The 20,960-nt window shown below is 73.5% G+C and carries 20 protein-coding genes; 11 read left to right on the forward strand and 9 right to left on the reverse strand.

What is annotated here, in order from left to right:
- Nucleotides 1-232: 232 nt before the first annotated feature.
- From P2H44_RS09430 to P2H44_RS09440, 3 genes are all read right to left on the reverse strand, one after another.
- Nucleotides 233-736: a hypothetical protein gene (locus P2H44_RS09430; protein ID WP_275763258.1), complete on the reverse strand. Its 504-nt coding sequence runs from the start codon at nt 734-736 to the stop codon at nt 233-235.
- 221 nt (nt 737-957) lie between these two features.
- Nucleotides 958-1,980 carry a ketol-acid reductoisomerase gene (gene ilvC / locus P2H44_RS09435; RefSeq protein ID WP_275763259.1) on the reverse strand — a complete coding sequence of 341 codons (1,023 nt, stop codon included), beginning with the start codon at nt 1,978-1,980 and terminating at the stop codon, nt 958-960.
- 280 nt (nt 1,981-2,260) lie between these two features.
- Nucleotides 2,261-2,836, reverse strand: coding sequence for a PRC-barrel domain-containing protein (locus tag P2H44_RS09440; protein WP_275763260.1), 576 nt, complete (start codon nt 2,834-2,836; stop codon nt 2,261-2,263).
- 373 nt (nt 2,837-3,209) lie between these two features.
- Here P2H44_RS09440 and mce point away from each other — a divergent pair, with 373 nt between their 5' ends.
- Nucleotides 3,210-3,614 (forward strand): methylmalonyl-CoA epimerase, encoded by a 405-nt coding sequence (mce, locus tag P2H44_RS09445; protein ID WP_275763261.1) that lies wholly within the window; start codon nt 3,210-3,212, stop codon nt 3,612-3,614.
- Nucleotides 3,611-3,940 carry a DUF1467 family protein gene (locus P2H44_RS09450; protein WP_275763262.1) on the forward strand — a complete coding sequence of 110 codons (330 nt, stop codon included), beginning with the start codon at nt 3,611-3,613 and terminating at the stop codon, nt 3,938-3,940. Before mce ends, P2H44_RS09450 begins: the two co-directional genes overlap by 4 nt.
- 94 nt (nt 3,941-4,034) lie before the next feature.
- On the opposite strand, the gene P2H44_RS09455 is transcribed toward P2H44_RS09450, so the two are convergent.
- Together P2H44_RS09455 and P2H44_RS09460 are read right to left on the reverse strand one after the other, a co-directional pair.
- Nucleotides 4,035-4,391, reverse strand: coding sequence for a low molecular weight protein tyrosine phosphatase family protein (locus tag P2H44_RS09455; RefSeq protein WP_275763263.1), 357 nt, complete (start codon nt 4,389-4,391; stop codon nt 4,035-4,037).
- Nucleotides 4,392-4,527: 136 nt separating this feature from the next.
- Nucleotides 4,528-5,328 carry a TIGR03084 family metal-binding protein gene (locus P2H44_RS09460; RefSeq protein ID WP_275763264.1) on the reverse strand — a complete coding sequence of 267 codons (801 nt, stop codon included), beginning with the start codon at nt 5,326-5,328 and terminating at the stop codon, nt 4,528-4,530.
- A 186-nt stretch (nt 5,329-5,514) separates the two neighbouring features.
- Between P2H44_RS09460 and P2H44_RS09465 the strand changes: the two genes are divergently transcribed.
- The 7 genes from P2H44_RS09465 (at nt 5,515) to P2H44_RS09495 (ending at nt 13,203) form a co-directional block, all read left to right on the forward strand.
- Complete coding sequence (locus P2H44_RS09465) at nt 5,515-7,095, forward strand: class I adenylate-forming enzyme family protein (RefSeq protein WP_275763265.1); 1,581 nt, start codon at nt 5,515-5,517, stop codon at nt 7,093-7,095.
- Between the two features lie 26 nt (nt 7,096-7,121).
- Complete coding sequence (locus P2H44_RS09470; protein ID WP_275763266.1) at nt 7,122-7,925, forward strand: enoyl-CoA hydratase-related protein; 804 nt, start codon at nt 7,122-7,124, stop codon at nt 7,923-7,925.
- 118 nt (nt 7,926-8,043) lie between these two features.
- Entirely contained in the window at nt 8,044-8,595 is a 552-nt protein-coding gene (locus P2H44_RS09475; RefSeq protein ID WP_275763267.1) for an AAA family ATPase, read from the forward strand.
- Nucleotides 8,596-8,872: 277 nt separating this feature from the next.
- Complete coding sequence (locus tag P2H44_RS09480; RefSeq protein WP_275763268.1) at nt 8,873-9,523, forward strand: hypothetical protein; 651 nt, start codon at nt 8,873-8,875, stop codon at nt 9,521-9,523.
- A gap of 331 nt (nt 9,524-9,854) precedes the next feature.
- Nucleotides 9,855-10,508 carry a protein-L-isoaspartate O-methyltransferase family protein gene (locus P2H44_RS09485; protein WP_275763269.1) on the forward strand — a complete coding sequence of 218 codons (654 nt, stop codon included), beginning with the start codon at nt 9,855-9,857 and terminating at the stop codon, nt 10,506-10,508.
- A gap of 309 nt (nt 10,509-10,817) precedes the next feature.
- Nucleotides 10,818-12,233 carry a TolC family outer membrane protein gene (locus tag P2H44_RS09490; protein WP_275763270.1) on the forward strand — a complete coding sequence of 472 codons (1,416 nt, stop codon included), beginning with the start codon at nt 10,818-10,820 and terminating at the stop codon, nt 12,231-12,233.
- 61 nt (nt 12,234-12,294) lie between these two features.
- Entirely contained in the window at nt 12,295-13,203 is a 909-nt protein-coding gene (locus P2H44_RS09495; RefSeq protein WP_275763271.1) for a hypothetical protein, read from the forward strand.
- A 95-nt stretch (nt 13,204-13,298) separates the two neighbouring features.
- Here the strand turns inward: P2H44_RS09495 and P2H44_RS09500 are convergent, their stop codons facing one another.
- Nucleotides 13,299-14,477: a type III PLP-dependent enzyme gene (locus P2H44_RS09500; protein WP_275763272.1), complete on the reverse strand. Its 1,179-nt coding sequence runs from the start codon at nt 14,475-14,477 to the stop codon at nt 13,299-13,301.
- A 168-nt stretch (nt 14,478-14,645) separates the two neighbouring features.
- Between P2H44_RS09500 and P2H44_RS09505 the strand changes: the two genes are divergently transcribed.
- Nucleotides 14,646-15,086 (forward strand): Lrp/AsnC family transcriptional regulator, encoded by a 441-nt coding sequence (locus P2H44_RS09505; protein WP_275763273.1) that lies wholly within the window; start codon nt 14,646-14,648, stop codon nt 15,084-15,086.
- 189 nt (nt 15,087-15,275) lie between these two features.
- Here P2H44_RS09505 and P2H44_RS09510 read toward each other — a convergent pair whose 3' ends face one another.
- The 3 genes from P2H44_RS09510 to P2H44_RS09520 form a co-directional block, all read right to left on the reverse strand.
- Complete coding sequence (locus tag P2H44_RS09510) at nt 15,276-16,409, reverse strand: acyl-CoA dehydrogenase family protein (protein ID WP_275763274.1); 1,134 nt, start codon at nt 16,407-16,409, stop codon at nt 15,276-15,278.
- 95 nt (nt 16,410-16,504) lie between these two features.
- Nucleotides 16,505-17,266 carry an SDR family NAD(P)-dependent oxidoreductase gene (locus P2H44_RS09515; RefSeq protein ID WP_275763275.1) on the reverse strand — a complete coding sequence of 254 codons (762 nt, stop codon included), beginning with the start codon at nt 17,264-17,266 and terminating at the stop codon, nt 16,505-16,507.
- Nucleotides 17,267-17,832: 566 nt separating this feature from the next.
- Nucleotides 17,833-19,440, reverse strand: coding sequence for an AMP-binding protein (locus tag P2H44_RS09520; RefSeq protein ID WP_275763276.1), 1,608 nt, complete (start codon nt 19,438-19,440; stop codon nt 17,833-17,835).
- A gap of 225 nt (nt 19,441-19,665) precedes the next feature.
- Here P2H44_RS09520 and pepT point away from each other — a divergent pair, with 225 nt between their 5' ends.
- Nucleotides 19,666-20,922 (forward strand): peptidase T, encoded by a 1,257-nt coding sequence (gene pepT / locus P2H44_RS09525; RefSeq protein WP_275763277.1) that lies wholly within the window; start codon nt 19,666-19,668, stop codon nt 20,920-20,922.
- Nucleotides 20,923-20,960: the final 38 nt, after the last annotated feature.

Consider the following 20,960-nt stretch of genomic DNA (forward strand, 5'->3'; position numbering starts at 1 on the left):
CGCGCCGCGGAGGGGTTCGCGGTCGGCGACGCCGGAGAGCTCTGAGCTTCGCTCGAGGCGGGAGAGACGAGGCCTCGCCCGCCCGCATGTCCCTGTCACGCGCCGGGGGCGCGGGTCCGTCGCGGCGGTCACCAAGCCGTGAACCCCGGAGGGCCGGTCTCGGCCGCTCGCTCCGGGCGGGAGGTCGCGACGGGCGGCGCGGGGCCGCCCGTCGCGGGTCCGGGGCGCGGGATCAGTCGGCCGCGGGGCCGGCCTGCGGGCCGCGGGCGCCCGAGCGGGGGGCGCCGCCGCCCTGCCAGGGGCCCTGGCCGGTCTCGAGGCGCTCGCGCTCGCGCAGACGCTCCTGCGCGAGGTCGCGGGTCCGCTGGCCGCCGAGCTCGCGGTCGCCGACATGAAGGCGCTCCCGCTCCCGCTCCCGCTCCTGGTGGCGGAGCTGATGCCGGGCAGGGGCGCCCTGCATCGCGCCGCGGCCCCGCTCCGTCGCCTGGCCCTGGCCGCCGGGGGCGCCGCCGCCCTGGGTCCAGCGGTCCTGGGACTGGCTCTGGGACGGGCCGCGGCCTGCGCCGGGGCCGCCCATGCCCCCGCCCATGCCGCCCCCGCCGCCCTGGGCGAGGCGCATCATCTGCAGGGGCGCGCCGTCCGGCTGGGAGCGGGGCGAGGGCGCGGACTGGGCCGCGAGGGGGGCTGCGAGCGCGACGAGCGCCGCGCCGGCCGCGAGATAGGATCCGATACGCATCTGCGTCTCCTCCTGAACTGGATTCGAGGCTTCAACGCGGGGGCGTCGACGCTCCGTCGGGTGGTGACGCAACGTCATATGATGAAAATTGCATTTGAATGAATCGCGCCCGGAAGCGTCGGGCCGGGCGGCTTCAGGGCGCCCGGCGCGCAGGGCCCGGAACGCGAAAGGGCGCCGCGGTGTCCCGCGGCGCCCCCGACCTCCGGGCCTGTCGGCCGGGATCAGTTCCTGGACTTGTCGACCATCTTGTTCTCGGCGATCCAGGGCATCATCGCGCGCAGCTTCTCGCCGACCTGCTCGATCTGGTGGGCGTCGTTGTTGCGGCGGATGGCCTTGAACATCGGCGCGCCGGCCTTGTACTCGCGCATCCACTCGGACACGAACGCGCCCTGCTGGATGTCGGTCAGGACCTTCTTCATGCGGGCCTTGGTCTCCTCGCGCGGGAGGATCTGCGGGCCCGAGTGGTACTCGCCGAACTCCGCGGTGTTGGAGATCGAGTAGTTCATGTTGGCGATGCCGCCCTCGTAGATCAGGTCCACGATCAGCTTCACCTCATGGAGGCACTCGAAATAGGCCATCTCGGGGGCGTAGCCGGCCTCGACCAGGGTCTCGAAGCCCATGCGGATCAGCTCGACCAGGCCGCCGCACAGAACGGCCTGCTCGCCGAACAGGTCGGTCTCGCACTCTTCCTTGAAGTCGGTCTCGATGATGCCCGAGCGGCCGCCGCCGATGCCCGAGCAGTAAGACAGGCCGATCTCCAGCGCGCGGCCCGAGGCGTTCTGGTGAACCGCCACCAGGCAGGGCACGCCGCCGCCCTTCTGGAACTCGCCGCGCACGGTGTGGCCGGGGCCCTTTGGGGCCATCATGATCACGTCCACGCCGGGCTTCGGCTCGATCAGGCCGAAGTGCACGTTCAGGCCGTGGGCGAAGGCGATCGCCGCGCCGTCCTTCAGGTTGTCGTGGATGTACTTGTAGTAGGTCTCGGCCTGCAGCTCGTCGGGCATCGCCATCATGATGACGTCGGCCCACTTGGCGGCCTCGTCGATCGACTTGACGGCGAGGCCGGCGGCCTCGGCCTTGGCGGCGGACGCCGAGCCGGGGCGCAGGGCGACGGCCAGGTTCTTCGCGCCCGAGTCCTTCAGGTTGAGGATATGCGCGTGGCCCTGCGAGCCGTAGCCCACGACGGCCACGTTCAGGTCCTTGATCAGGTTGATGTCGCAGTCGCGATCGTAATAGACGCGCATGGGTCTCCCCTTCGGTTCGGGCGCTTCGCGTTTCGTTGCATTGCGGCGAAGGCGCCTCCGCCGCAATTTCCGTGCGCGGGGTAGACGAGGGGCGACGCTTTGTCCAGCGGCGCCGCGCGACGCCGGCCCATGCGCCGCGACGTCGGGCGGGGGGAGCGGCCGCCGCCCGGGGGCGGACGCGCCGCGGCCCGCCCCGCGCGAGCGGGACGGGCCGGGACGACGCGCGGGGGCGTCGAAGGCGGTCCGGCGCGCCGTCGGGCGGGCCGGACCGGGCGGGAGATCACATGCTCTCGCGGATCTGGACGGTCTCTTCCTCGGCCAGCTCCAGGTCGTCGGAGGGATCCTCGGCGATCATCGCCTCGAGATCCGCCTCGGTCAGGTTCACGTGCAGCTCGTCGCCGATGAACGAGGCGACCTCGACGGGGATCACGTAGTGCTTCTCGCCGATGCCGAGGAAGCCGCCGCGCTCGATCACCAGGTGGTCGCCGTCGGCGGAGCGGATCACGCCGTCGAGCTCGCCCAGCTCCTCGCCGTCGGCGCCGACCACCTCGAGGTCGTCGAGGTCGCGCACCATCACGCTGCGGGTCGCGGCCGGGGCCGGGGCGGCCGCGTCGGTCGTGGCCATAGCGCCGGCGTCGCGGTCGACGGCCTCGGTCTCGCCGGGCTCGCGGTTCAGGACCTCGCCGGTCTCGACCTTGTCGGCGGAGGGCACGGCGTCGGTGGCGGAGGCGGCGGGCTCGTCGCGGCCGGCCTGCATGTCGTCGTCCGTGACTGTCGCGTTCGACTGGGCGTAGGCGGACAGCGGCAGGGCGATCGCGGCGGCGGCGAGAAGGGCGAAACGGTTGCTGGTCTTCATGACGAAATCCTCTCTAGGGGCGGACGCCGGGGGGCTGGCGGACCGCGGGCCGGAGCCGGTCCGGCGGCCTCGGCGAACGTCGCGGCGCCGCGATCATCGCGGTCGGGCGCCGGTCGGCGGAGGGGCTGCGCCTCTCTTCGGCCGACGCTTCTAGATATCTCTCGCGAAAGGGCGCTCCCGCGGCGGGGAGGCGTTTGGATCTGGGAGACTTCTGGCCGATTTCGAGACGGCGCCCCCGGCGCCGGTCCGGCGGCCGGCCCTCGCTCCCGCCGCGGCGCCCGCCGTCCCCCCCGCGCCGCCGCGTCGCCTTGCGCGGGAGCGCGGGCGCGTCTACCTCCTCGCCCGAACGGGAGAGAGACGGAGACCAACGCCCATGATCGGACGCCTGAACCACGTGGCCATCGCCGTGCCGGACCTCGAGGCCGCCTGCGCGCAGTACCGCACGGCGCTGGGCGCCAACGTCGGCGCGCCGCAGGACGAGCCCGACCATGGCGTGACCGTGGTCTTCATCGAGCTGCCCAACACCAAGATCGAGCTGCTCTACCCGCTGGGCGAAAACTCGCCGATCAAGGGCTTTCTCGACAAGAACCCCTCGGGCGGCATCCACCACGTCTGCTACGAGGTCGAGGACATCATCGCCGCGCGCGATCACCTCAAGGCCTCCGGCGCCCGGGTGCTGGGCGACGGGGAGCCCAAGATCGGCGCCCATGGGAAGCCCGTGCTGTTCCTGCACCCCAAGGACTTCAACGGCACGCTGACGGAGCTCGAACAAGTTTGACCATCACAGCCGCCATCGTCCTGCTCGCCGTCATCTGGTTCATGACCCTCTACATCTCGCTTCCGATCGGGATGAAGAGCCAGGGGGACGTGGGCGAGGTGGCGCCGGGCACCCCCGCCTCGGCCCCGTCGGACTTCCACCTGAGGCGCAAGCTGAAGTGGGTGACGATCATCGCGACGCCGATCTGGATCGCCGTGTGCGCGGTGATCTGGTTCGTGCCCTGGTCGATGGGCGACCTCGACTTCTATTCCGGCATCGAGCCGGGCTGGAAGGTCCAGCGCGAGGCGGCCGCGGCCGCCGAGGCCGCGACGAAGGCGGCCGAGTGACGCCGGCGCGGCCCCGCGGGGGCTGCGCGGCCGGAAGAACGAGGGGCGGGGCGCGCGGGCGTCCCGCCCTTTTTCCTGACCGGGACCGGGCCGGTCAGGGACGGGGTCGGCGAGACGGCCCGCGTCGCTCGGCCCCCAGCCGGCTGAGGCGGGCGATGACCAGCTCCACCAGTTCCGGCTGCATGAAGGCGTAGCGGTCGGGGATGTCGAGGCAGACGACCCGCTTGCCCTTCAACGCGCCCCCGAGCTGACGCTTCAGGCGGGCGAGCTGGGACGTCTCCATCACCGCGATCACGTCGGCCCAGCCGAGGGCCCCGGGGCCCGCCCGCTCGTCCGCATCGGCGCTCAGGCCGGCGAAGTCGGTCTCCCAGCCCAGCCGCTCGGCCGCGACCGCCGCCGCCGTCGGGCTGCGTCGCCGGGCCTTGCCGCAGATGAAGAGCACGCGGGTCACGGCCGGGACCTGTCCCCACCGGGCGCGCGCGGGCGCGAGGCGTCGCGGAGCGCGGGGCGGCGCGGCGCCCGGTCCTGCCGGGAGGACCGACGCCCCGGCAGGGGCGGCGACCCGGTCGAAAGGGGGCGCGCGGCGCTCACCGGACCCGGAAGCGCGTGCCCGGGGCGGGCGGCGGGTTGGGGGGGCCGGCGAAGCACTGGGCCTTGGACATCCACTCGCTCGCCACCGGGCCGGTCACCGTCAGGTCCACGTCGGCGATGTTGCGGGTCTGGGCGACCACCTGGGCGAAGGCGACGGCCGGGCCCTCGATGCGCTCGACCTCCGAGGGCTCGCCGTATTCCCAGATCTCGCCGGAGGGGGCGGTCAGGCGCAGGTAGGGGCGCGGCTCGGGGACCGGCTCGCCGCGGTTGGCGAAGGTCCAGCCGAAGGTGTTCACGCCCAGCATGACGATGTTGCGCACGTAGTCATGCTCCTCCCGCTCGGCGCCCAGGATGTCGTAGACCTCCTGGCCGTGGGCCCAGGTCTCCATCAGGCGGGCGGTGATGAAGCTGCGCGCGCTCATGTCCGGGCCCGCCCACTTGAGGCGCGCCTTGGGGTCGGCGTCGACGAAGAGGTCGGCCACCCGCTCGCAGGTCTCGATCCAGGCGGCGAGGAGCGCGCGCCCGCTCAGCCCCTCCAGCCAGCGGTCGGTGTAGGCGATGGTGGTCTCGCCCGCCGCCCGCGCGGCCTTGAGATCGGCGAACAGCGCCACCAGCGCCGGCTCGTCGGTCAGCGCCAGGTCGGCGGCGAAGTTGAAGAAGTGCAGGTGCTGGATGACCGTGTCGATGGTCCAGCCCTTGAACTGCGTCTCGGTGCGGAAGCCCGCGTCGTCCACGTCGGCCAGCAGGGCGTGCAGCCCCCGGCTCTCGGCGCGGAAATCTTCGGCCTGCTCGAGCATCGCCAATCCTCCCATGGCATTTGTCCGGCGCCCGACATACTCTCGGGTACGTCGCGTCTTGCGGCGGCGCCGGTTTCGGGGAAGGTTCTGCCATGTCCCGACCCGGCGCGGAAGTCGTCGGACGGGACGAGGTCGACGCGGCGAGGCCGTGCGACCCTGCGCGCGAAGACGCGGGAGGAGACGGACATGGATGGAGCGGCGAGACCAGCCGCGCCGGCGGGGATCGACCCCGCCGTGGCTGCCGGCGCGGCCGGCCTGACGGTGGCGGCGCTGTTCGCCCAGCGCGCGAGGCTCGACGCCGGGCGCGTGGCGCTGGAGGAGGGGGAGCGGCGCTGGACCTACGCCCAGCTCGACGCCCGCGCCTCCCAGCTCGCCAACGCGCTGGCGGCGCGGGGCGTGGGGCGGGGCGACCGGGTCGCGATCCTGTCGGAGAACCGGGCCGAGTACATCGAGCTGCTGCTCGCCTGCGCGCGGCTCGCCTGCATCGCGGCCTGCCAGAACTGGCGCATGGCCGACGGCGAGCTGCGCCACTGCCTGGGCCTGGTGGAGCCGGCGCTGATCGTCGCCTCGCCCCGCTTCGCCGACACCGCCCGGTCGCTGGCGGTCGAGCTGCCGGGCGCGCCCGAGGTGCTGGAGATGGGGGAGGCCTACGAAGCCGCCCTCGCGACGGAATCGGAGCAGCCGCCCGCCGCGACGCCCCATCCCGAGGACGGGCTGGTGATCCTCTACACCTCCGGCACCACGGGCCTGCCGAAGGGGGCGCTGATCTCCCAGCGGGCGGAGGTGGCGCGCGCGATGGTGGCGGCCTCGGACCTGCCGACCACGCCCGAGGACGCCTTCGTCGCCTGGGCGCCGCTGTTCCACATGGCCTCGACCGACACCTCGCTCGCGACCCTGATGAACGGGGGCAAGGTGATCGTGCAGGACGGCTACGAGGCCGACGCGCTGGCCGACGTGGTGGCGCGCGAGACGATCGGCCGCCTGACGCTGATGCCCGGCATGATCGGCGGCTTCATCGAGGCGATGAAGCGCCAGGGCAAGCCCGCGAAGGGCGTGAAGTATTGCGGCGTGATGGCCGACCTGGTGCCGCGCGAGCAGCTGGTCGAGATCACCACGCTGCTCGACGCGCCCTACCTCAACACCTTCGGGGCGACCGAGACCGGCTCGACCCCCGCCTCCCGCGGGCGGATCCCGGTGGGGCAGGTGCCCGCGCGGCTCGACAAGACCCAGAACTCCTGGTGCCTCGTGAAGCTGGTGGACGAGGAGGATCGCGAGGTCGCCGACGGCGAGCCGGGGGAGATGTGCGTGCGCGGCCCGACGCTGTTCTCCGGCTACTGGAACAACCCCGAGACCAACGCCAAGGACTTCCGCGGCGGCTGGTTCCACATGGGCGACGTGTTCACCCGCAACCCCGACGGCACGCTCAGCTTCGTCGACCGGCGCAAGTACCTGATCAAGTCGGGGGGCGAGAACATCTACCCCGCCGAGATCGAGCGCGTGCTGCTGGCCTATCCCGGCGTGGTCGACGCCATCGTGGTCCGGCGCGAGGACGCGAAATGGGGCGAGGTCCCCGTCGCCTTCGTCGTGCGCCGCACCGAGGCGGTGACCGAGGAGGCCCTGATCGAGGCCTGCCGCGGCGAGATCGCCCGCTACAAGATCCCCAAGGCCGTGCGCTTCGTCGAGGACGCCGAGCTTCCCCGCTCGGTCACCGGCAAGATCAAGCGCCAGGACCTCGAGGCCCGTCTGAAACAGGAAAAGGCCGGTTAACGGCCGCCATCCAGGAGGAAAAGAGAATGCCCAAGCTGCTCAAGGAGATGCGGGGCCACGTGCTGGTCCTGACCCTGAACCGCCCCGAGAAGAAGAACGCCTTCGACCCCGAGCTTCTGTGCAACCTCTCCGACGCCTTCGCCGCCGCGCGCGACGACGACGCGGTGCGCGCGGTGGTGGTGACGGGCGCGGGCGACACGTTCTGCGCGGGCGCGGACCTGGGCCGGCTGATCCCGCTGATCTCCAAGGCCCGCGGGGCCGAGGACGAGTACGACGAGCGCTACCTCAAGGACCGCGAGCTGGGGGCCAAGGGCCTGCTGCGGGGCTTCGACGTCGAGAAGCCGGTGATCGCGGCGATCAACGGCCACGCCATCGCGGGGGGCATGGAGCTGGTGCAGGGCACCGACCTGCGCGTCGCCGCCGACACCGCCAGGCTGGGCGTGCAGGAGGTGAAGTGGGCGCTGTTCCCCGCCGGCGGCTCCTCGGTCCGCCTGCCCGAGCAGCTGCCCTTCGCGCGCGCGATGGAGCTGCTGCTGACCGGCGACCTGATCGACGCCAAGACCGCGATGGAGTGGGGATTCCTCAACCGCGTGGTGCCGCAGGACCAGGTGCTCGACACCGCGCTGGAGCTCGCCGAGAAGATCGCCGCCAACGGCCCGCTGGCGGTGAAGATGATCCGCCGCTCCGCCCGCGCCTGCCTGGGCCGCACCGAGCCCGAGGCGCTGGCGCTGGAGCAGGAGTTCGCCGCCCCTGTCTTCGCCTCGGAGGACGCCCGCGAGGGGCCGAAGGCCTTCCTCGAGAAGCGCAAGCCGCAGTTCAAGGGCCGCTGAGGCCCGCGCGCAGACATGCCCGAGGCCCGGCCGACGACGGCCGGGCCTTCGCACGCGACCGCCCTCGCATCGCCCCGCCGGGCGGGCGAGCCGTTGCGCTCAGGCAAGGGAGATCCCGTTGCGCAAACCGCGTCTCCACCTGACCGGGGCGTCCTGTTCCGGCGTCTCCACCCTGGCCGCGGAGCTCGCCGCGCGCCTCGGCGTGCCGCAGATCGACGTCGACGACCATTACTGGCTGCCGACCGACCCGCCCTACACCGAGAAGCGCCCGCCGGAGGGGCGGGTGGCGCTGATCCAGGCGCGCCAGGCGGCGGCGGACGGATGGGTGCTGGCCGGCTCCCTCCTGGGATGGGGCGACGCGCTGGTCGAAGGCGTCGACCTGATCGTCTTCCTCGACACGCCCACGCCGGTGCGCCTCCGGCGCCTCGACCGGCGCGAGGCCGAGCGTCACGGCGCCCGCATCCGACCGGGCGGCGACATGCACGAGGCCCATCTCGCCTTCCGCGACTGGGCCTCGCGCTACGACGATCCGAACTTCTCCGGCCGCAACCGCGCGGGGCACGAGCGCTGGCTCGGGGCGCGGTCCGCGCCGGTCCTGCGCCTGACCGGCGAGGGGCCGGTCGAGGCGCTGGCCGACCGGGTGCAGGCCGAAGGGCGCTGGGGAGCCTAGGGCGCAGGTCCCGGAAGACCGCGACGGGCGAGGGACGCAGCGACCGGCCCTGCGGGCCCGCGCGCCCGGCTCCCGGAGGGAATCCCGCCGGAAAACCTCGCCTTTATCCTACAGATCGCCGGTTTTTCCCTGCGGATCGCAACCTTGCGTCAACTCTTGCCGCGCATTCCTGCCCCGACACGCGCGGCGCAGGGGCCATCGGTCCGATCCCGGGGGAGGCGCCGCCCAGGGATCGCGTCCGCGGCCGCCCCCGCCGCTCCGGCTGCGGAGCCGCGCCATGTGCATGCGTCGCCCTCGTCCCCTCGCCAATCGCGTGTTCGGGGACCGTCCCGCCCGCCCCCAGGGCCTGAGCCTGCTGCGCCCGGTGCTGGCGGCGCTGGTGCTCTTCGCCGCCTCGGTCGAGGCGCTGGCAGGCCCGGTGGAGGACGACTGGTCGGACCTGGCCCTGACCCGCTGCGCGCAGGCGATGATCGACGCGCAGGACGCCGACGAGAGCGGGCTCGCGCCGCTCGATCCGCTGACGGCGGAGTTGATCGACGTGCGCTCCGCCGGGCTCGCCTGGGCGGGGGCGACGGGGGCGGTGCGCCTCGCCCACATGCAGCACGCGGCCGGCGGGCGCATCTACGTGGGCTGCCGGGTGGCGTTCACGCCCGCCGCCGATCCGCTGGCGCCGCCCTCGGTCCCCGTCTCGATCCCCGACGCGATCGCCGCGTTCGAGGCCTGGTTCGCCGCCGCGCAGGTCGAGCACGCCTTTCTCGACATCCATTGCCCGACGGGGCCGCGCAGCTACGCCCGCAAGATCAAGACCCGCGACCTGGCGCCGGAGGAGGTGCAGGTCTCGGTGGTGTTCGAGGTCGGCCCGGACGCCGACTGGATCTTCTTCGCCGCCGTCGAGGAGCCGCTGGGGCAGGGCGAATGCCTGGGATGAGCGCGGCCGGGCGCGGGGCGGGACGCGGCGACGCCCCGGGCGCGCCGGGACGCCTCCTTCCCTCCGCCCGCGCCCGCGCGCGGGGGCTCGCCGCCGCGGCCCGCGTGCGGGGACTCGCCTGCGCCCCGCCGGGGCCCGGATCTCCGGCGGCGCCCGGCGCGGGGGCCTTCTCCGCCGTCGGCGAAGGCCTGTCGGGGCGGGGAGCGAGGCCTGCGGGGCGCGAAAGTCGGCGCCTGCCGTCTCCCGCCGCATTGCACGCGCGCGCGTCCTGCGGTATCCGCCAGAACGTCAGGGGCCGCGCGCCGGCGGCCCGAGCGCCTCGGAGATCCGGATGACCGACTACGCCGCAGCCCGCGTCGCCATGGTGGACAACCAGGTGCGTCCCTCGGACGTCACCTCCTACCCGATCATCGACGCCATGCTGTCGGTCCCGCGCGAGGCCTACGCGCCCGGCCCCCTGCGCGAGGTCGCCTACGCGGGCGAGCATCTGCCGCTGGGCCCGGGCCGCGTGATGCTCGACCCGCGCACCTTCGCCAAGATGATCGAGTTCTCGGACGTCGGCCCCGACGACCTGGTGCTCGATATCGGCTGCGGGCTGGGCTATTCCACCGCCGTTCTCGCCCGCCTCGCCGCCGCGGTGATCGCGGTGGAGGCCGACCCCGACATGGCCCGTGCCGCCCGCTCGGCGCTGGTGGAGCACGAGGTCGACAACGCCGAGGTGATCGAGGGCCCGATGGCCGAGGGCGCCAAGGATCACGCCCCCTACAACGTCATCTTCGTGCAGGGCGGCGTCGAGGAGATCCCCGAGGGGCTGGTCGCGCAGCTTCGCGAGGGCGGCCGCCTGATCGCGATCCGCATGTCGGGCGCCTACGGCCGCTGCGAGGTGCTGACCCGCACCGCCGCCGGCGCCTCGTCCTGGCGCGCCTTCGACGCGGCCGCGCCGGTGCTCGAGGGGTTCGAGAAGGCCGCGGTCTTCGAATTCTGAGCCGCGCCGACGGGCACCGCGACACGATCCAGTTCGAAGCCGGCGCGGGGCGACCCGCGCCGGTTTTCCTTTGCGGGGCGGGGCCGGGCGCCGCGCCCGGCCGGCCGAGGTTCGTGAGCAACCGAACCCCCCGGCCCCGCGCGTGGTGAGTCCCGAGGGTCACGCCGCCCGGTCCGGCCGTATGATGACGCGCGGTTTCGCTTTTCGGCCGCATTTCCCTCCGGTAGGGTCGCCCCCGAGGAGCCGGGTCGGCCCGCACCGCGCCCGGCCCGGTCGAAATCGGGCAGAACAACGGCGGGAAAACAGGCGATGACGAGCAAACCCCTGGGCCTGGCGACGGCGCTATGCGCGCTGCTGGCCCTGGCCGGTCCTTTGCAGGCCGAGAGCCTGGCCGACGCGATGGCCAAGGCCTATGCGAACCACCCCGGGCTGGCGGCCCAGCGCGCCGCGCTGCGCGGGCTCGACGAAGCCGAGTACCAGGCCCGTGCGCAAGCCTACGGCACGGTCAATCTCCAGGCGGACTACGGCTGGCAGAACACGGACGTCCAGCGCTCGCTGGCGCGTCCGCGCTCGCGCGACGACGCGGATCCGCTGGATCTGGGGCTCCAGGGCTCGATCCCGCTCTACACCGGCGGCCAGATCGAGAACAACGCGGAGGCTGCGCTGCAGGCGGTCGAGTCGGGGCGATCGACGCTGACCTCGGCCGAGCAGAGCGTTCTGCTGGCCGCGGTCACCGCCTTCGAGGACGTGCGCCGCGACATCGCCCTGGTGGGCGTCGCGCGCTCCAACGTCCGGGTCATCGGCGAGCAGCTGAAGGCCGCGCAGGACCGGTTCGAGGTCGGCGAGGTCACCCGCACCGACGTCGCCCAGGCGGAGTCGCGCCTCGCGGCCTCGCGCTCGACGCTGGCGGCGATCACCGGGCAGCTGGCGCGGTCGCGCCAGGCGTACCTCGCCGCGGTCGGCGAGCCGGCCGGTGAGCTCGAGACCCCGCCGCCCCTGCCGCCGCTGCCCGAAAGCGAGGCCGCGGCCATCGCCCTGGCCGAGGCCCAGCACCCCGACCTGATCGCCGCGCGCTTCGACGCGCGCCAGGCCGAGTTCCAGGTGAAGGCGGCGATCGGGCGGTCGCTGCCGCAGGTCAGCCTGAACGGCTCGGCCGGCTACTCGGACGACTCGGTGTTCATCGACGACATCCCCACGGCCACCGACTCGAACGCGGTGTCGGTCGGGGTGACGGCGTCCATGCCGCTGTGGACCGGCGGGCGGAACGCCTCGGCGGTGCGCCAGGCGCAGGCCAACTACGCGCGCGCCATGGCGCTGATCCAGAACACCGGCCGCTCGGTGCGCCAGGACGTGTCGAACTCCTGGTCCGGCCTGTCGGTGGCGCGGGCCTCGATCACGGCGGCGCGCCAGCAGATCAAGGCCTCGCAGATCGCCTTCGACGGCGTGCGCGAGGAGGCGACGCTGGGCGCGCGCACCACGCTCGACGTGCTGGACGCGGAGCAGGAGCTGGCCTCGGCCAAGGCGGACCTGATCGCGGCCCTGCGGGACGAGTACGTGGCGGGCTACAACCTGCTGGCCTCGGTGGGCGCGCTGACGGTGACGCACCTGGGCCTCGACGTGACCCCCTACGATCCGGATCTCTACCGGACCGGGGTGATCAACGAGGATCCCTACGGCTATCCGCGCGGCGAAGAGACCACGTGGGCCAAGTCCTATCGGCCGTGAGCCGATGACGAACGGAGACGGCCGGATGACGGGCGCAGGCGGAGCAGGACTGGGAGACGCCGTGCGCGGCGTCATGGCCGAGGAGGACGACGGCGCCGGCGTGCTGGTGCTGACGCCCCAGATGCGCGGCGAGGACGGCCCCGGATGGGGCGCGCCTCCGCCGCCGGCTTCCGACGACGAGGAGCCGCCGTTCGTGCTGACCGAGCGGGTGGACGGGGGCGGCCCGGCGCCGGCCCCGGCCTTCCCGCCCGCCTTCGGGGGCGCGCCGGAGCCGGTCGATCCCACGCCGGCCGAGGCGGTTCAGCCCGCCCCGGAGGCCCCGCAGTGGGTCCCCGCGCCGACCCCCGCCGAGGCGGAGACCGCGGCCGATCTCGCGCCGGGTACGGAGCCCGGCTCGGATCCCGCGCCGCCGGCGCCCGAGGCCCCGCAATGGGCGCCGGAGCCCGTCGCGGAGAAGACCGAGGCCCCCGCCTGGGCGCCGAGCCCCGCGCCCGAGCCGGAGGAGACGTCCGTTACCCCCGGGTTCCGTCAGGCCCCGGCCTTCCCCGGCGCCGCCTCGGGAACCGAGCCCGCGGCGGAGCAGTCGCCGCCCGCCCCAGAGCCCGCGCCCGACGCGCCGGTCTGGGACCCCGAGCCGTCGGCGCCCGCGCCCTCGTCCGGCTTCGCCGCCGCCGAGGCGCCGGGGGAGGGGGCCCTGCGCCCCGCCGCCGCCGACCCGGAGGTGGAGCGGGAGCGGCCCAAGGTCTCCCCGCGCGAGGTGCGCGAGGCGTTCTCGGGCGCGACCCCCGGTCCGCTGGCCGCGACCGGCCTGCCGCGCAACGGGGAGGAGCTCCAGGCGATGATCCGCCAGGCGATCCGCGACGAGCTGGCGGGGCCGCTGGGCGAGCGGATCTCGACCAACATCCGCGCGCTGGTCGAGCGGGAGGTCGCCCGCGCGCTGGCCGAGCGGGAGCGCGACGGCGGGTCCTGAGGCCTGCCGCAGCGCTGTAGCCAAAGGCTGGAATCGAAACGGCCGCGCCCGGGGGCGCGGCCGTTTCTCGTTCGGGGCCTCGGGCCGGCGCGGCCTCAGGCGGCCAGCGCCAGGGTCTCGGCGGCGGCCAGCGTCTCGACCAGCTCGGTGCGGCCGGGGCCGAAGCCGTTGAAGCGGGTCGCGGTGGCGGTGCCGTAGGCGCCCAGCCCGTCGAAGATCACGAAGTCGCCCTCGGCCAGCGCCTCGGGCAGCTCGTTGTCGCCGGGCATCCGGTCGACCGAGTCGCAGGTCGGGCCGAAGATCACGCGCGCGAGCTGCGGGCCCTCGATCGAGGAGCCGTCGGCGCGGCAGGCGCGCATGGCGGGCACGGTCCCGGTCAGCGGCGCCTCGGCGAGGCCGCCGTAGACGCCGTCGTTGAGGAACACCGCGCCGTCCTCGCGGACCAGCTTCACGCGGGTCACCAGCGCCATCGAGTTCGCGATCATGCCGCGGCCCGGCTCGCAGACCAGGGCGGGGTGATCCTCGCCGAAGGCCTCGACCGCGGCGGCCTTGATCGCGGCGAAGTAGACGGGCAGGGCGGGGGCGCCCTCGGCCTTGCCGCCCGGGAAGCCGCCGCCGACGTTGAGCCGCGCGCATCGAACCCCGGCCGCTTTCACGATGCGGCCGGCCGCCTCGATGTAGGAGACGTAGGCGTCGGGCGACTTGCACTGGGTGCCCGGGTGGAAGGTCAGCGAGGTGACGAAGCCGGCCTCGGCCGCGCGGGCCAGCAGCTCGGTCGCATAGGCCTCGGTGGCGCCGAACTTGGTGCCGAAGTCGTAGGCGCCGCCCTTCACGGGCATGCGGAAGCGGATCGACAGCTCGATGTCGGCCGGGTTCGCCTCGGCGGTGAAGACCTCGATCATCTTCTCCAGCTCGGCGCGGTTGTCGACCGAGTAGGTGCGCACGTCATGCTCGAGCGCGAAACGCAGCTCGGCGCGCGACTTGATCGGGTTGTGGTAGTGCAGGGCGGCCTCGGGGCAGAGGCGGCGCAGCATCGCGATCTCCTCGGGGGAGGCCACGTCGAAGCCGCGCAGGCCGGCGGCGATCAGGCCCAGGAGAACGGCGGGGGAGGGGTTCGCCTTCACGGCGTATGTGACCAGGCCCGGGAACCCGTCCAGGAACGCCCGCGCGCCCGCGGTGACCGCGGCGGGGGCGAGGAAGAACACGGGCTCGTCCGGCTGCTCGGAAGCGATGAAGGCTTCCAGGGAGGACCAGATGGGGGCGGCCTGGGACATGCGCGGCGTTTCCTTCTGCTGCGCGGTAGACTGGGTCGGTCGGATCGCTCCGTTGCCGTTTGTTCCGATAACTGAGGATGCGGGATATGCGGTCGAAATCGACCTGACTAAATGCGCATAATGATGTATTTTGCCGACGATCCGCCATTTTGAACGGCAGTATGTCAGATGACCGAGTCGATCGACGACACCGACCGCGCCCTGCTGGGTCTGCTGGCCCGCAACGCCCGCTCCCCCGCGACGGAGCTGGCGCGCAAGCTCAACCTCGCCCGGACCACCGTCCAGGCGCGCATCGAGAAGCTGGAGCGCGCGGGCGTGATCCGCGGCTACACCGTGCGCACCGAGACCGCCCCCGGCGCGATGATCCGCGCCTACGTCCTAGTGCAGGTGGAGCCGCGATACGCGGGGCCTGTGGCCGCCACGATCAGCCGGATGAAGGAAGTGGAGAGCCTGCACACCACCTCCGGCCGCTTCGACCTCGCCGCCCAGGTGGGCGCGCCGGACACGGCGCAGCTCGACGCCGCGCTGGACCGGATCGCGATGATCGAGGGGGTGCGCGGGATCGAGACCCTGGTGCAGCTGACCACCAAGGTCGACCGGCGCTGGTGAGGCCGGTGCCGGGACAGGAACGCGCCGGCGCAAGGCGCGCGCCTGCGCGTCGTCGGGGCGTCGTCGGGGCGCGGCCCTTCGACGATCCGCAGGGGCGACGGACGCGGCGGAGGGGGCGGGGCCCCGGGTCAGGCCCGGGGCGCCCTTGGGGCGGACGCGGCGACCGGGCTGCGGCCGGGGCCGCGGGCCTCAGGCGGCGAGGCCGCGGGCGATCAGCATCCGCTGGATGTCCGAAGCGCCCTCGTAGATCTGGCACACGCGCACGTCGCGATAGATCCGCTCGACCGGGAAGTCGCGGGTGTAGCCGTAGCCGCCCAGCGTCTGGATGGCGACGGAGCAGACCCGCTCGGCCATCTCGGAGGCGAAGAGCTTGGCCATGGACGCCGCCTGCAGGGCCGGAAGGCCTGCGTCCTTCACCGAGGCGGCGTGCAGGACCATCTGCCGCCCCGCCTCGACCTGGGTCGCCATGTCGGCGAGGCGGAAGCCCACGGCCTGGTGCTCGATGATCGGCTTGCCCATCGAGACGCGCTCCCTCGCGTAGCCGACCGCGTAGTCGAGCGCGGCCTGGGCCATGCCGACCGACTGCGCGGCGATGCCGATGCGCCCGCCCTCGAGGTTGGAGAGCGCGATGCGGTAGCCCTCGCCTTCCTCGCCCAGCAGGTTCTCGGCCGGGATCTCGAGGTCCTCGAGTGCGATCTGGGCGGTGTCGGAGAGGGTCTGGCCGAGCTTCTTCTCGAGCGATGCCACGCGCCAGCCCGGCGAGTCCGTGGGGACGATGAAGGCGGAGATGCCCTTCTTGCCGGCCTCGGGGTCGGTGACGGCGAAGACGATGGCGACGTCGGCGTTCTTGCCCGAGGTGATGAACTGCTTCACGCCGTTCAGCACGTATCCGGCGTTGGTGCGCACGGCGCGGGTCTTCAGGGCGGAGGCGTCGGAGCCCGCATGCGGCTCGGTCAGGGCGAAGGCGCCCAGCTTCTCGCCGCGGGCCATGGGGCGCAGCCACCGCTCCTTCTGCGCGTCGGTGCCGTAGCGCAGGATCGGGACGCAGCCCACCGAGTTGTGGACCGACATGATCGTCGAGATCGCGCCGTCGCCGCCCGCGATCGCCTCGAGCGCCATCGCGTAGGCCACGTTGTCGGTGAAGGCGCCGTCGTGGTCCTCGGGGACCAGCATGCCCATCAGGCCGAGGCCGCCCATCTCGGCGATCACCTCTTTGGGGAACTCGCCGGTCTCGTCCCAGCGGGCGGCGTTGGGGGCCAGCTTCTCGGCCGCGAAGCGGCGCGCCATGTCGCGAACCATCGCCTGGTCTTCGGTGGGCAGCATCGCGCCTCTCCTCCCTCTGGGTGTCGTGCGGCCGCCTCCCCGGCGCTGCGGGGAGGCGACGGTCGTGCGCGCCTCCGGCCGGAGGCGGGAGGGCCTTACTTCGGCGCCATGCGGATCGCACCGTCGAGGCGGATCGTCTCGCCGTTCAGCATCGGGTTGTCGATGATCGAGAAGGCCATCTTGGCGTACTCGGACGGGTCGCCCAGGCGGGACGGGAACGGCACCTGCGCGCCCAGCGAGCGCTGCGCCTCCTCGGGCAGGGACGCGAGCAGCGGGGTCAGGAACAGGCCCGGCGCGATGGTGCACACCCGGATGCCCGAGCGGGCGAATTCGCGCGCGATCGGGATGGTCATGCCCACGATCCCGCCCTTGGAGGCGGCGTAGGCGGCCTGGCCGATCTGGCCCTCGTAGGCGGCGACCGAGGCGGTGTTGATGATCACGCCCCGCTCCTCGCCCACCGGATCCTCGGCCTGGATGCGGGCGGCGAACTTGGAGAGCACGTTGAACGTGCCGATCAGGTTCACGTTGATGATCGAGGCGAACTTCGCCAGCGGCAGCGGGTTGCCCTCGCGGTCGATGACCTTGGCGGGCGGGCCGATGCCGGCGCAGTTGACCAGGATCCGGGCCTTGCCGTGCAGGCCCTCGGCCTCGGCGATGGCCTTCGAGACCTCGTCCTCGTCGACCACGTTCACCTTGTGGAAGCTGCCGCCGATGGCCTCGGCCTTCTTCGTCCCCAGCTCCTCGTTGAGGTCGAAGATGGCGACCTTGGCGCCCTTGGCGGCCAGCATCTCGGCCGTCGCCCCGCCCAGGCCCGAAGCCCCGCCGGTGACGATGGCGGCCAGTCCGTCGATCTGCATTAGCTGCGTCTCCTCTCCTTGCCGCGGGCGGACGGGGGCTGGCCGAAAGCCAGGCCGCGCACGCTCCGCCGGGTCGGGGACGATCGGTAATGGGCGGCGCAGGCGGGCGCAAGCAGTGTCGGACACTACGCGCGGGCGGTTGCGTCGGGAAACCGAAGCGGGGGCGGGGAGGGAGGGACGGAGGCGCCCTGCGGGCGGGCTTGGGCCTGCGGCTGGGGGCGCGCCGGGATCGCGGAGGGCGGGAGCCTCCGGCGGGCTCCTGACTCACCAAAGAACAAAGCGCCCCGCGCCTGTTCTCCGGAGCCGCCTCTCGCTGATGGATGCCTGAGCGACTCGCCCCCGCCGGTCAAGGACAAGCCCCGCGCAAGCGCGGGGTCGCTTCGCGATCCCTGACCGGCGGGGACGAGTCGCTCTTTCCGGCATCCGCGAGAGACGGCTCCGAAGAACAGGCGCTCCCCGGGGAGCCCGGGGCCGGCGGGCGGCGGGCGGGGCGCCCGGGAAGCGAAGAGGGAGGAGGGGGAGAGGGGGGCGGCCCGGCGCGGGGGGGCGGGGCCGCCCGGCGGGGGTCAGCCGACCTTGCGCTCGCGGCCCTCCCAGTGGGGGGCGCGCAGGGCGACCTTGTCGATCTTGCCCAGCGCGGTCTGGGGCAGGGCGTCGACCACGTGGAAGGACTTGGGCGTGTGCACGCCGCCCTTCCTCGCCTTCACCATCTCGGCCAGCGCCTGCGTGTCGAGCGTCGCGCCGCCGCGCGCCACCACGTAGGCGCAGACCGCCTCGCCCCACTTCTCGTGCGGCACGCCGATCACCGCGGCCATGGCGACGTCAGGATGCTCGGCCAGCACGTCCTCGACCTCGCGCGGATAGACGTTGAAGCCGCCCGAGACGATCATGTCCTTGCGCCGGTCGACGATGTAGAGCCGCCCCTCGTCGTCGCGCACCGCCACGTCGCCGGTGCGCAGCCAGCCGTCGCCCAGCGTCTCCTCGGTCAACTCGGGGCGCTGGTAGTAGCCCTCCATCACCTGCGGCGCCTGGACCGAGATCTCGCCGGGCATGCCCTCGGGCACGTCGTTCCCCTCGGCGTCCAGCAGGCGCACCGTGGCCGAGGAGACCGCGAAGCCGCAGGCCGAGAGCAGCTCGGGCCGGCTCACGTCATGGTCGGCCACGGGCAGCACGGCGATCGGGTAGCACTCGGTCTGGCCGTAGAGCTGGGCGAAGACCGGGCCGAACTTGGCGATCGCCTCGCCGAGGCGGGTGGGCGACATCGGGGCCGCGCCGTAGAGCACCATCTCGAGGCTGGAGACGTCCCGCGTGGCCATGTCGGGATGGTCGAGCAGCGCGTAGATCATCGTCGGCACCAGCAGCGTCATCGAGATCTTCTCGGCCTCGATCGTCGCCAGCACCTTCGCGGGGTCGAACCCGTTCATCAGGTGGATCGTGCCGCCCTTGAGCAGGGTGGGCGTGATCTTGGTCCCCGCCACGTGGGAGATCGGGGCCACCGCCAGGTAGCGCGGCGCCTTGGGCAGGTCGAAATCCGCCATCACCGCGAGCGTGATCCGCCCCGCCCCGCCGGCGGTGCGCATCACCCCCTTGGGCCGGCCGGTGGTGCCGCCGGTGAAGTTGTAATGCGCCGGCTGCCGGGGGTGGGAGCGGTTGAGCGGTTCGCAGGCGGGCTCGGCCGCGGCGGCCGCCAGCAGGTCGGTCCCGTAGTCGGCGGGGCCCAGGGTGAGGAAGGTCGCGCCGGGGTGGTCGGACTGCAGCTCCGCCCCGCGCGGGGCGTGGTTGGCGGCGTCGACGATCACCACCTGGGCCGAGAGCTCCTCGATCTGGGCGGTCTGGCCCTCGCGCGCGCCCAGCGGGTGCAGCATGGTCACCGCGCCGCCCAGCGCGATGGTCGCGACGCTGGAGCACCAGGACTCGGGCCGGTTCGCCGACAGGATCGCCACCCGCGCGCCGGGGCCCACGCCGTGCCGCTCCAGCACCCGCTGCAGGCGCGCGATCAGGCCCGCGGTCTCCGCGTAGGTCAGGTCGAGATGGTCCGAGCGGAAGGCCGTGCGCGAGGGGTGGCGGGCCAGCGCGCGCAGCACCAGCGTCGAGTCGGTGGGCGTGTCGTGAACGGTCGCCGTCGAGGCCGCCGGCGCCGGGGACGAGGCCGGCGAAAGCTCGGGCTGCGTCATGGGTCTCCTCCGGGCGCGTCGTGTTCTTGAAGGCCGCGGGACGGCCCTGGGGGACGCGCCGCGCCGATGCGTCGTCCGCTCCATACGTCTCCCTTATGGCGCCTCGCGCGGGCGAGCGCGACGTCCGTTGCGACGAGCGGGCCGGCCGCCCGCGCTGGACGCCCGCGCGCCGCTCTGCGATCACGGGGGCGCGCCGTTTCCCTCCCCCCGATCCCGGAGCCTCCGATGACCGCCGACACCGCCGCCTTCGACCGCGAGCTGGAAGCGCGCCTGGTCCGCTACGCCGCCATCGACAGCCAGAGCGACGAGACCTCGGCGACCTCGCCCTCCTCGGAGATCCAGCTCGACATGCAGCGGCTGCTCGTGACGGAGCTGGAGGAGATCGGCGCGCAGGAGGTGACGCTGACCCCCTACGGCGCGGTGCTGGCGACGATCCCCGCGAGCGAGGGGGCGCAGGGGCCGACGGTGGGGCTGCTCGCCCATGTCGACACCGCCCCCGCCTTCCGCGCCTCGGGCGTGAAGCCGCGGGTGATCCGCAACTGGAACGGCGGGCCGATCACCTACCCCGACGCGCCCGACCTGGTGCTGAGCCCCGAGGTCTCGCCCTACCTCGCCGGCAAGGAGGGGGAGGACATCGTCGTCGCCTCGGGGACCACGCTGCTGGGGGCGGACGACAAGGCGGGTGTGGCGATCATCATGACCGCGGCCCGCGCGCTGCTGGCCGACCCCTCGCGGCCGCGCCCCCGCATCCGCATCGCCTTCACCCCGGACGAGGAGATCGGGCGCGGCGTCGACGCGCGCCTGCCCAAGGACCTGGGGGCGGATTTCGCCTACACGTTCGACGGCGCCCGCAAGGGGGAGATCGAGTACGAGAGCTTCTCGGCCGACGCGGGCCTGGTGCGGATCGAGGGCGTCTCGGTCCATCCCGGCTGGGCGAAGGAGAAGCTGGTCAACGCGCTGCATCTCGCCGCCAAGATCGTGCAGACCCTGCCGCAGGCGACCCTGACCCCCGAGACGACCGAGGGGCGGGAGGGCTTCCTGCACGTCTACAAGCTGGAGGGGACGGCGGCCGAGGCCGAGATCGGCGTCATCCTGCGCGATTTCGAGCTGGACGGGCTGGCGGCGAAGGGCGAGCTGCTGCGCGCGGTCTGCGCCGCGGTGCAGGCGGGCGAGCCGCGGGCGAAGATCACCTGCGAGATCCGCCCCCAGTACCGCAACATGCGCTACTGGCTGGAGACGGACATGACCCCGGTCGAGCTCGCCCGGCGCGCCTGCGCCGCGGAGGGGATCGAGCCGGTCTCGGCCCCGATCCGCGGCGGCACCGACGGCTCGCGCCTGACCGAGATGGGGGTGCCGACGCCCAACCTCTTCACCGGCATGACCGAGATCCACGGCCCGCTGGAGTGGATCAGCGTCCAGGACATGGCCGCCGCCACCGGCGTCTGCCTGCGCCTGGCCGCGCTCGCCGCCGGCGAGGACTGACGCGCGCGCCCGCCCCACGCGCCCGGGCGCGACGCCTA

Origin of the sequence: Albimonas marina (assembly GCF_029223255.1) — a bacterium.
Classification (GTDB): domain Bacteria; phylum Pseudomonadota; class Alphaproteobacteria; order Rhodobacterales; family Rhodobacteraceae; genus Albimonas.

Bases quoted from the DNA above. Each gene is read 5' to 3' on its own strand.
- pepT (WP_275763277.1), top strand. From the start codon at position 19,666: ATGACCGCCGACACCGCCGCCTTCGACCGCGAGCTGGAAGCGCGCCTG.
- P2H44_RS09470 (WP_275763266.1), top strand. From the start codon at position 7,122: ATGCCCAAGCTGCTCAAGGAGATGCGGGGCCACGTGCTGGTCCTGACC.
- P2H44_RS09490 (WP_275763270.1), top strand. From the start codon at position 10,818: ATGACGAGCAAACCCCTGGGCCTGGCGACGGCGCTATGCGCGCTGCTG.
- P2H44_RS09485 (WP_275763269.1), top strand. From the start codon at position 9,855: ATGACCGACTACGCCGCAGCCCGCGTCGCCATGGTGGACAACCAGGTG.
- P2H44_RS09510 (WP_275763274.1), bottom strand. From the start codon at position 16,409: ATGCTGCCCACCGAAGACCAGGCGATGGTTCGCGACATGGCGCGCCGC.
- P2H44_RS09500 (WP_275763272.1), bottom strand. From the start codon at position 14,477: ATGTCCCAGGCCGCCCCCATCTGGTCCTCCCTGGAAGCCTTCATCGCT.
- P2H44_RS09505 (WP_275763273.1), top strand. From the start codon at position 14,646: ATGACCGAGTCGATCGACGACACCGACCGCGCCCTGCTGGGTCTGCTG.
- P2H44_RS09520 (WP_275763276.1), bottom strand. From the start codon at position 19,440: ATGACGCAGCCCGAGCTTTCGCCGGCCTCGTCCCCGGCGCCGGCGGCC.
- P2H44_RS09465 (WP_275763265.1), top strand. From the start codon at position 5,515: ATGGATGGAGCGGCGAGACCAGCCGCGCCGGCGGGGATCGACCCCGCC.
- mce (WP_275763261.1), top strand. From the start codon at position 3,210: ATGATCGGACGCCTGAACCACGTGGCCATCGCCGTGCCGGACCTCGAG.
- P2H44_RS09430 (WP_275763258.1), bottom strand. From the start codon at position 736: ATGCGTATCGGATCCTATCTCGCGGCCGGCGCGGCGCTCGTCGCGCTC.
- P2H44_RS09480 (WP_275763268.1), top strand. From the start codon at position 8,873: ATGTGCATGCGTCGCCCTCGTCCCCTCGCCAATCGCGTGTTCGGGGAC.
- ilvC (WP_275763259.1), bottom strand. From the start codon at position 1,980: ATGCGCGTCTATTACGATCGCGACTGCGACATCAACCTGATCAAGGAC.
- P2H44_RS09460 (WP_275763264.1), bottom strand. From the start codon at position 5,328: ATGCTCGAGCAGGCCGAAGATTTCCGCGCCGAGAGCCGGGGGCTGCAC.
- P2H44_RS09440 (WP_275763260.1), bottom strand. From the start codon at position 2,836: ATGAAGACCAGCAACCGTTTCGCCCTTCTCGCCGCCGCCGCGATCGCC.
- P2H44_RS09515 (WP_275763275.1), bottom strand. From the start codon at position 17,266: ATGCAGATCGACGGACTGGCCGCCATCGTCACCGGCGGGGCTTCGGGC.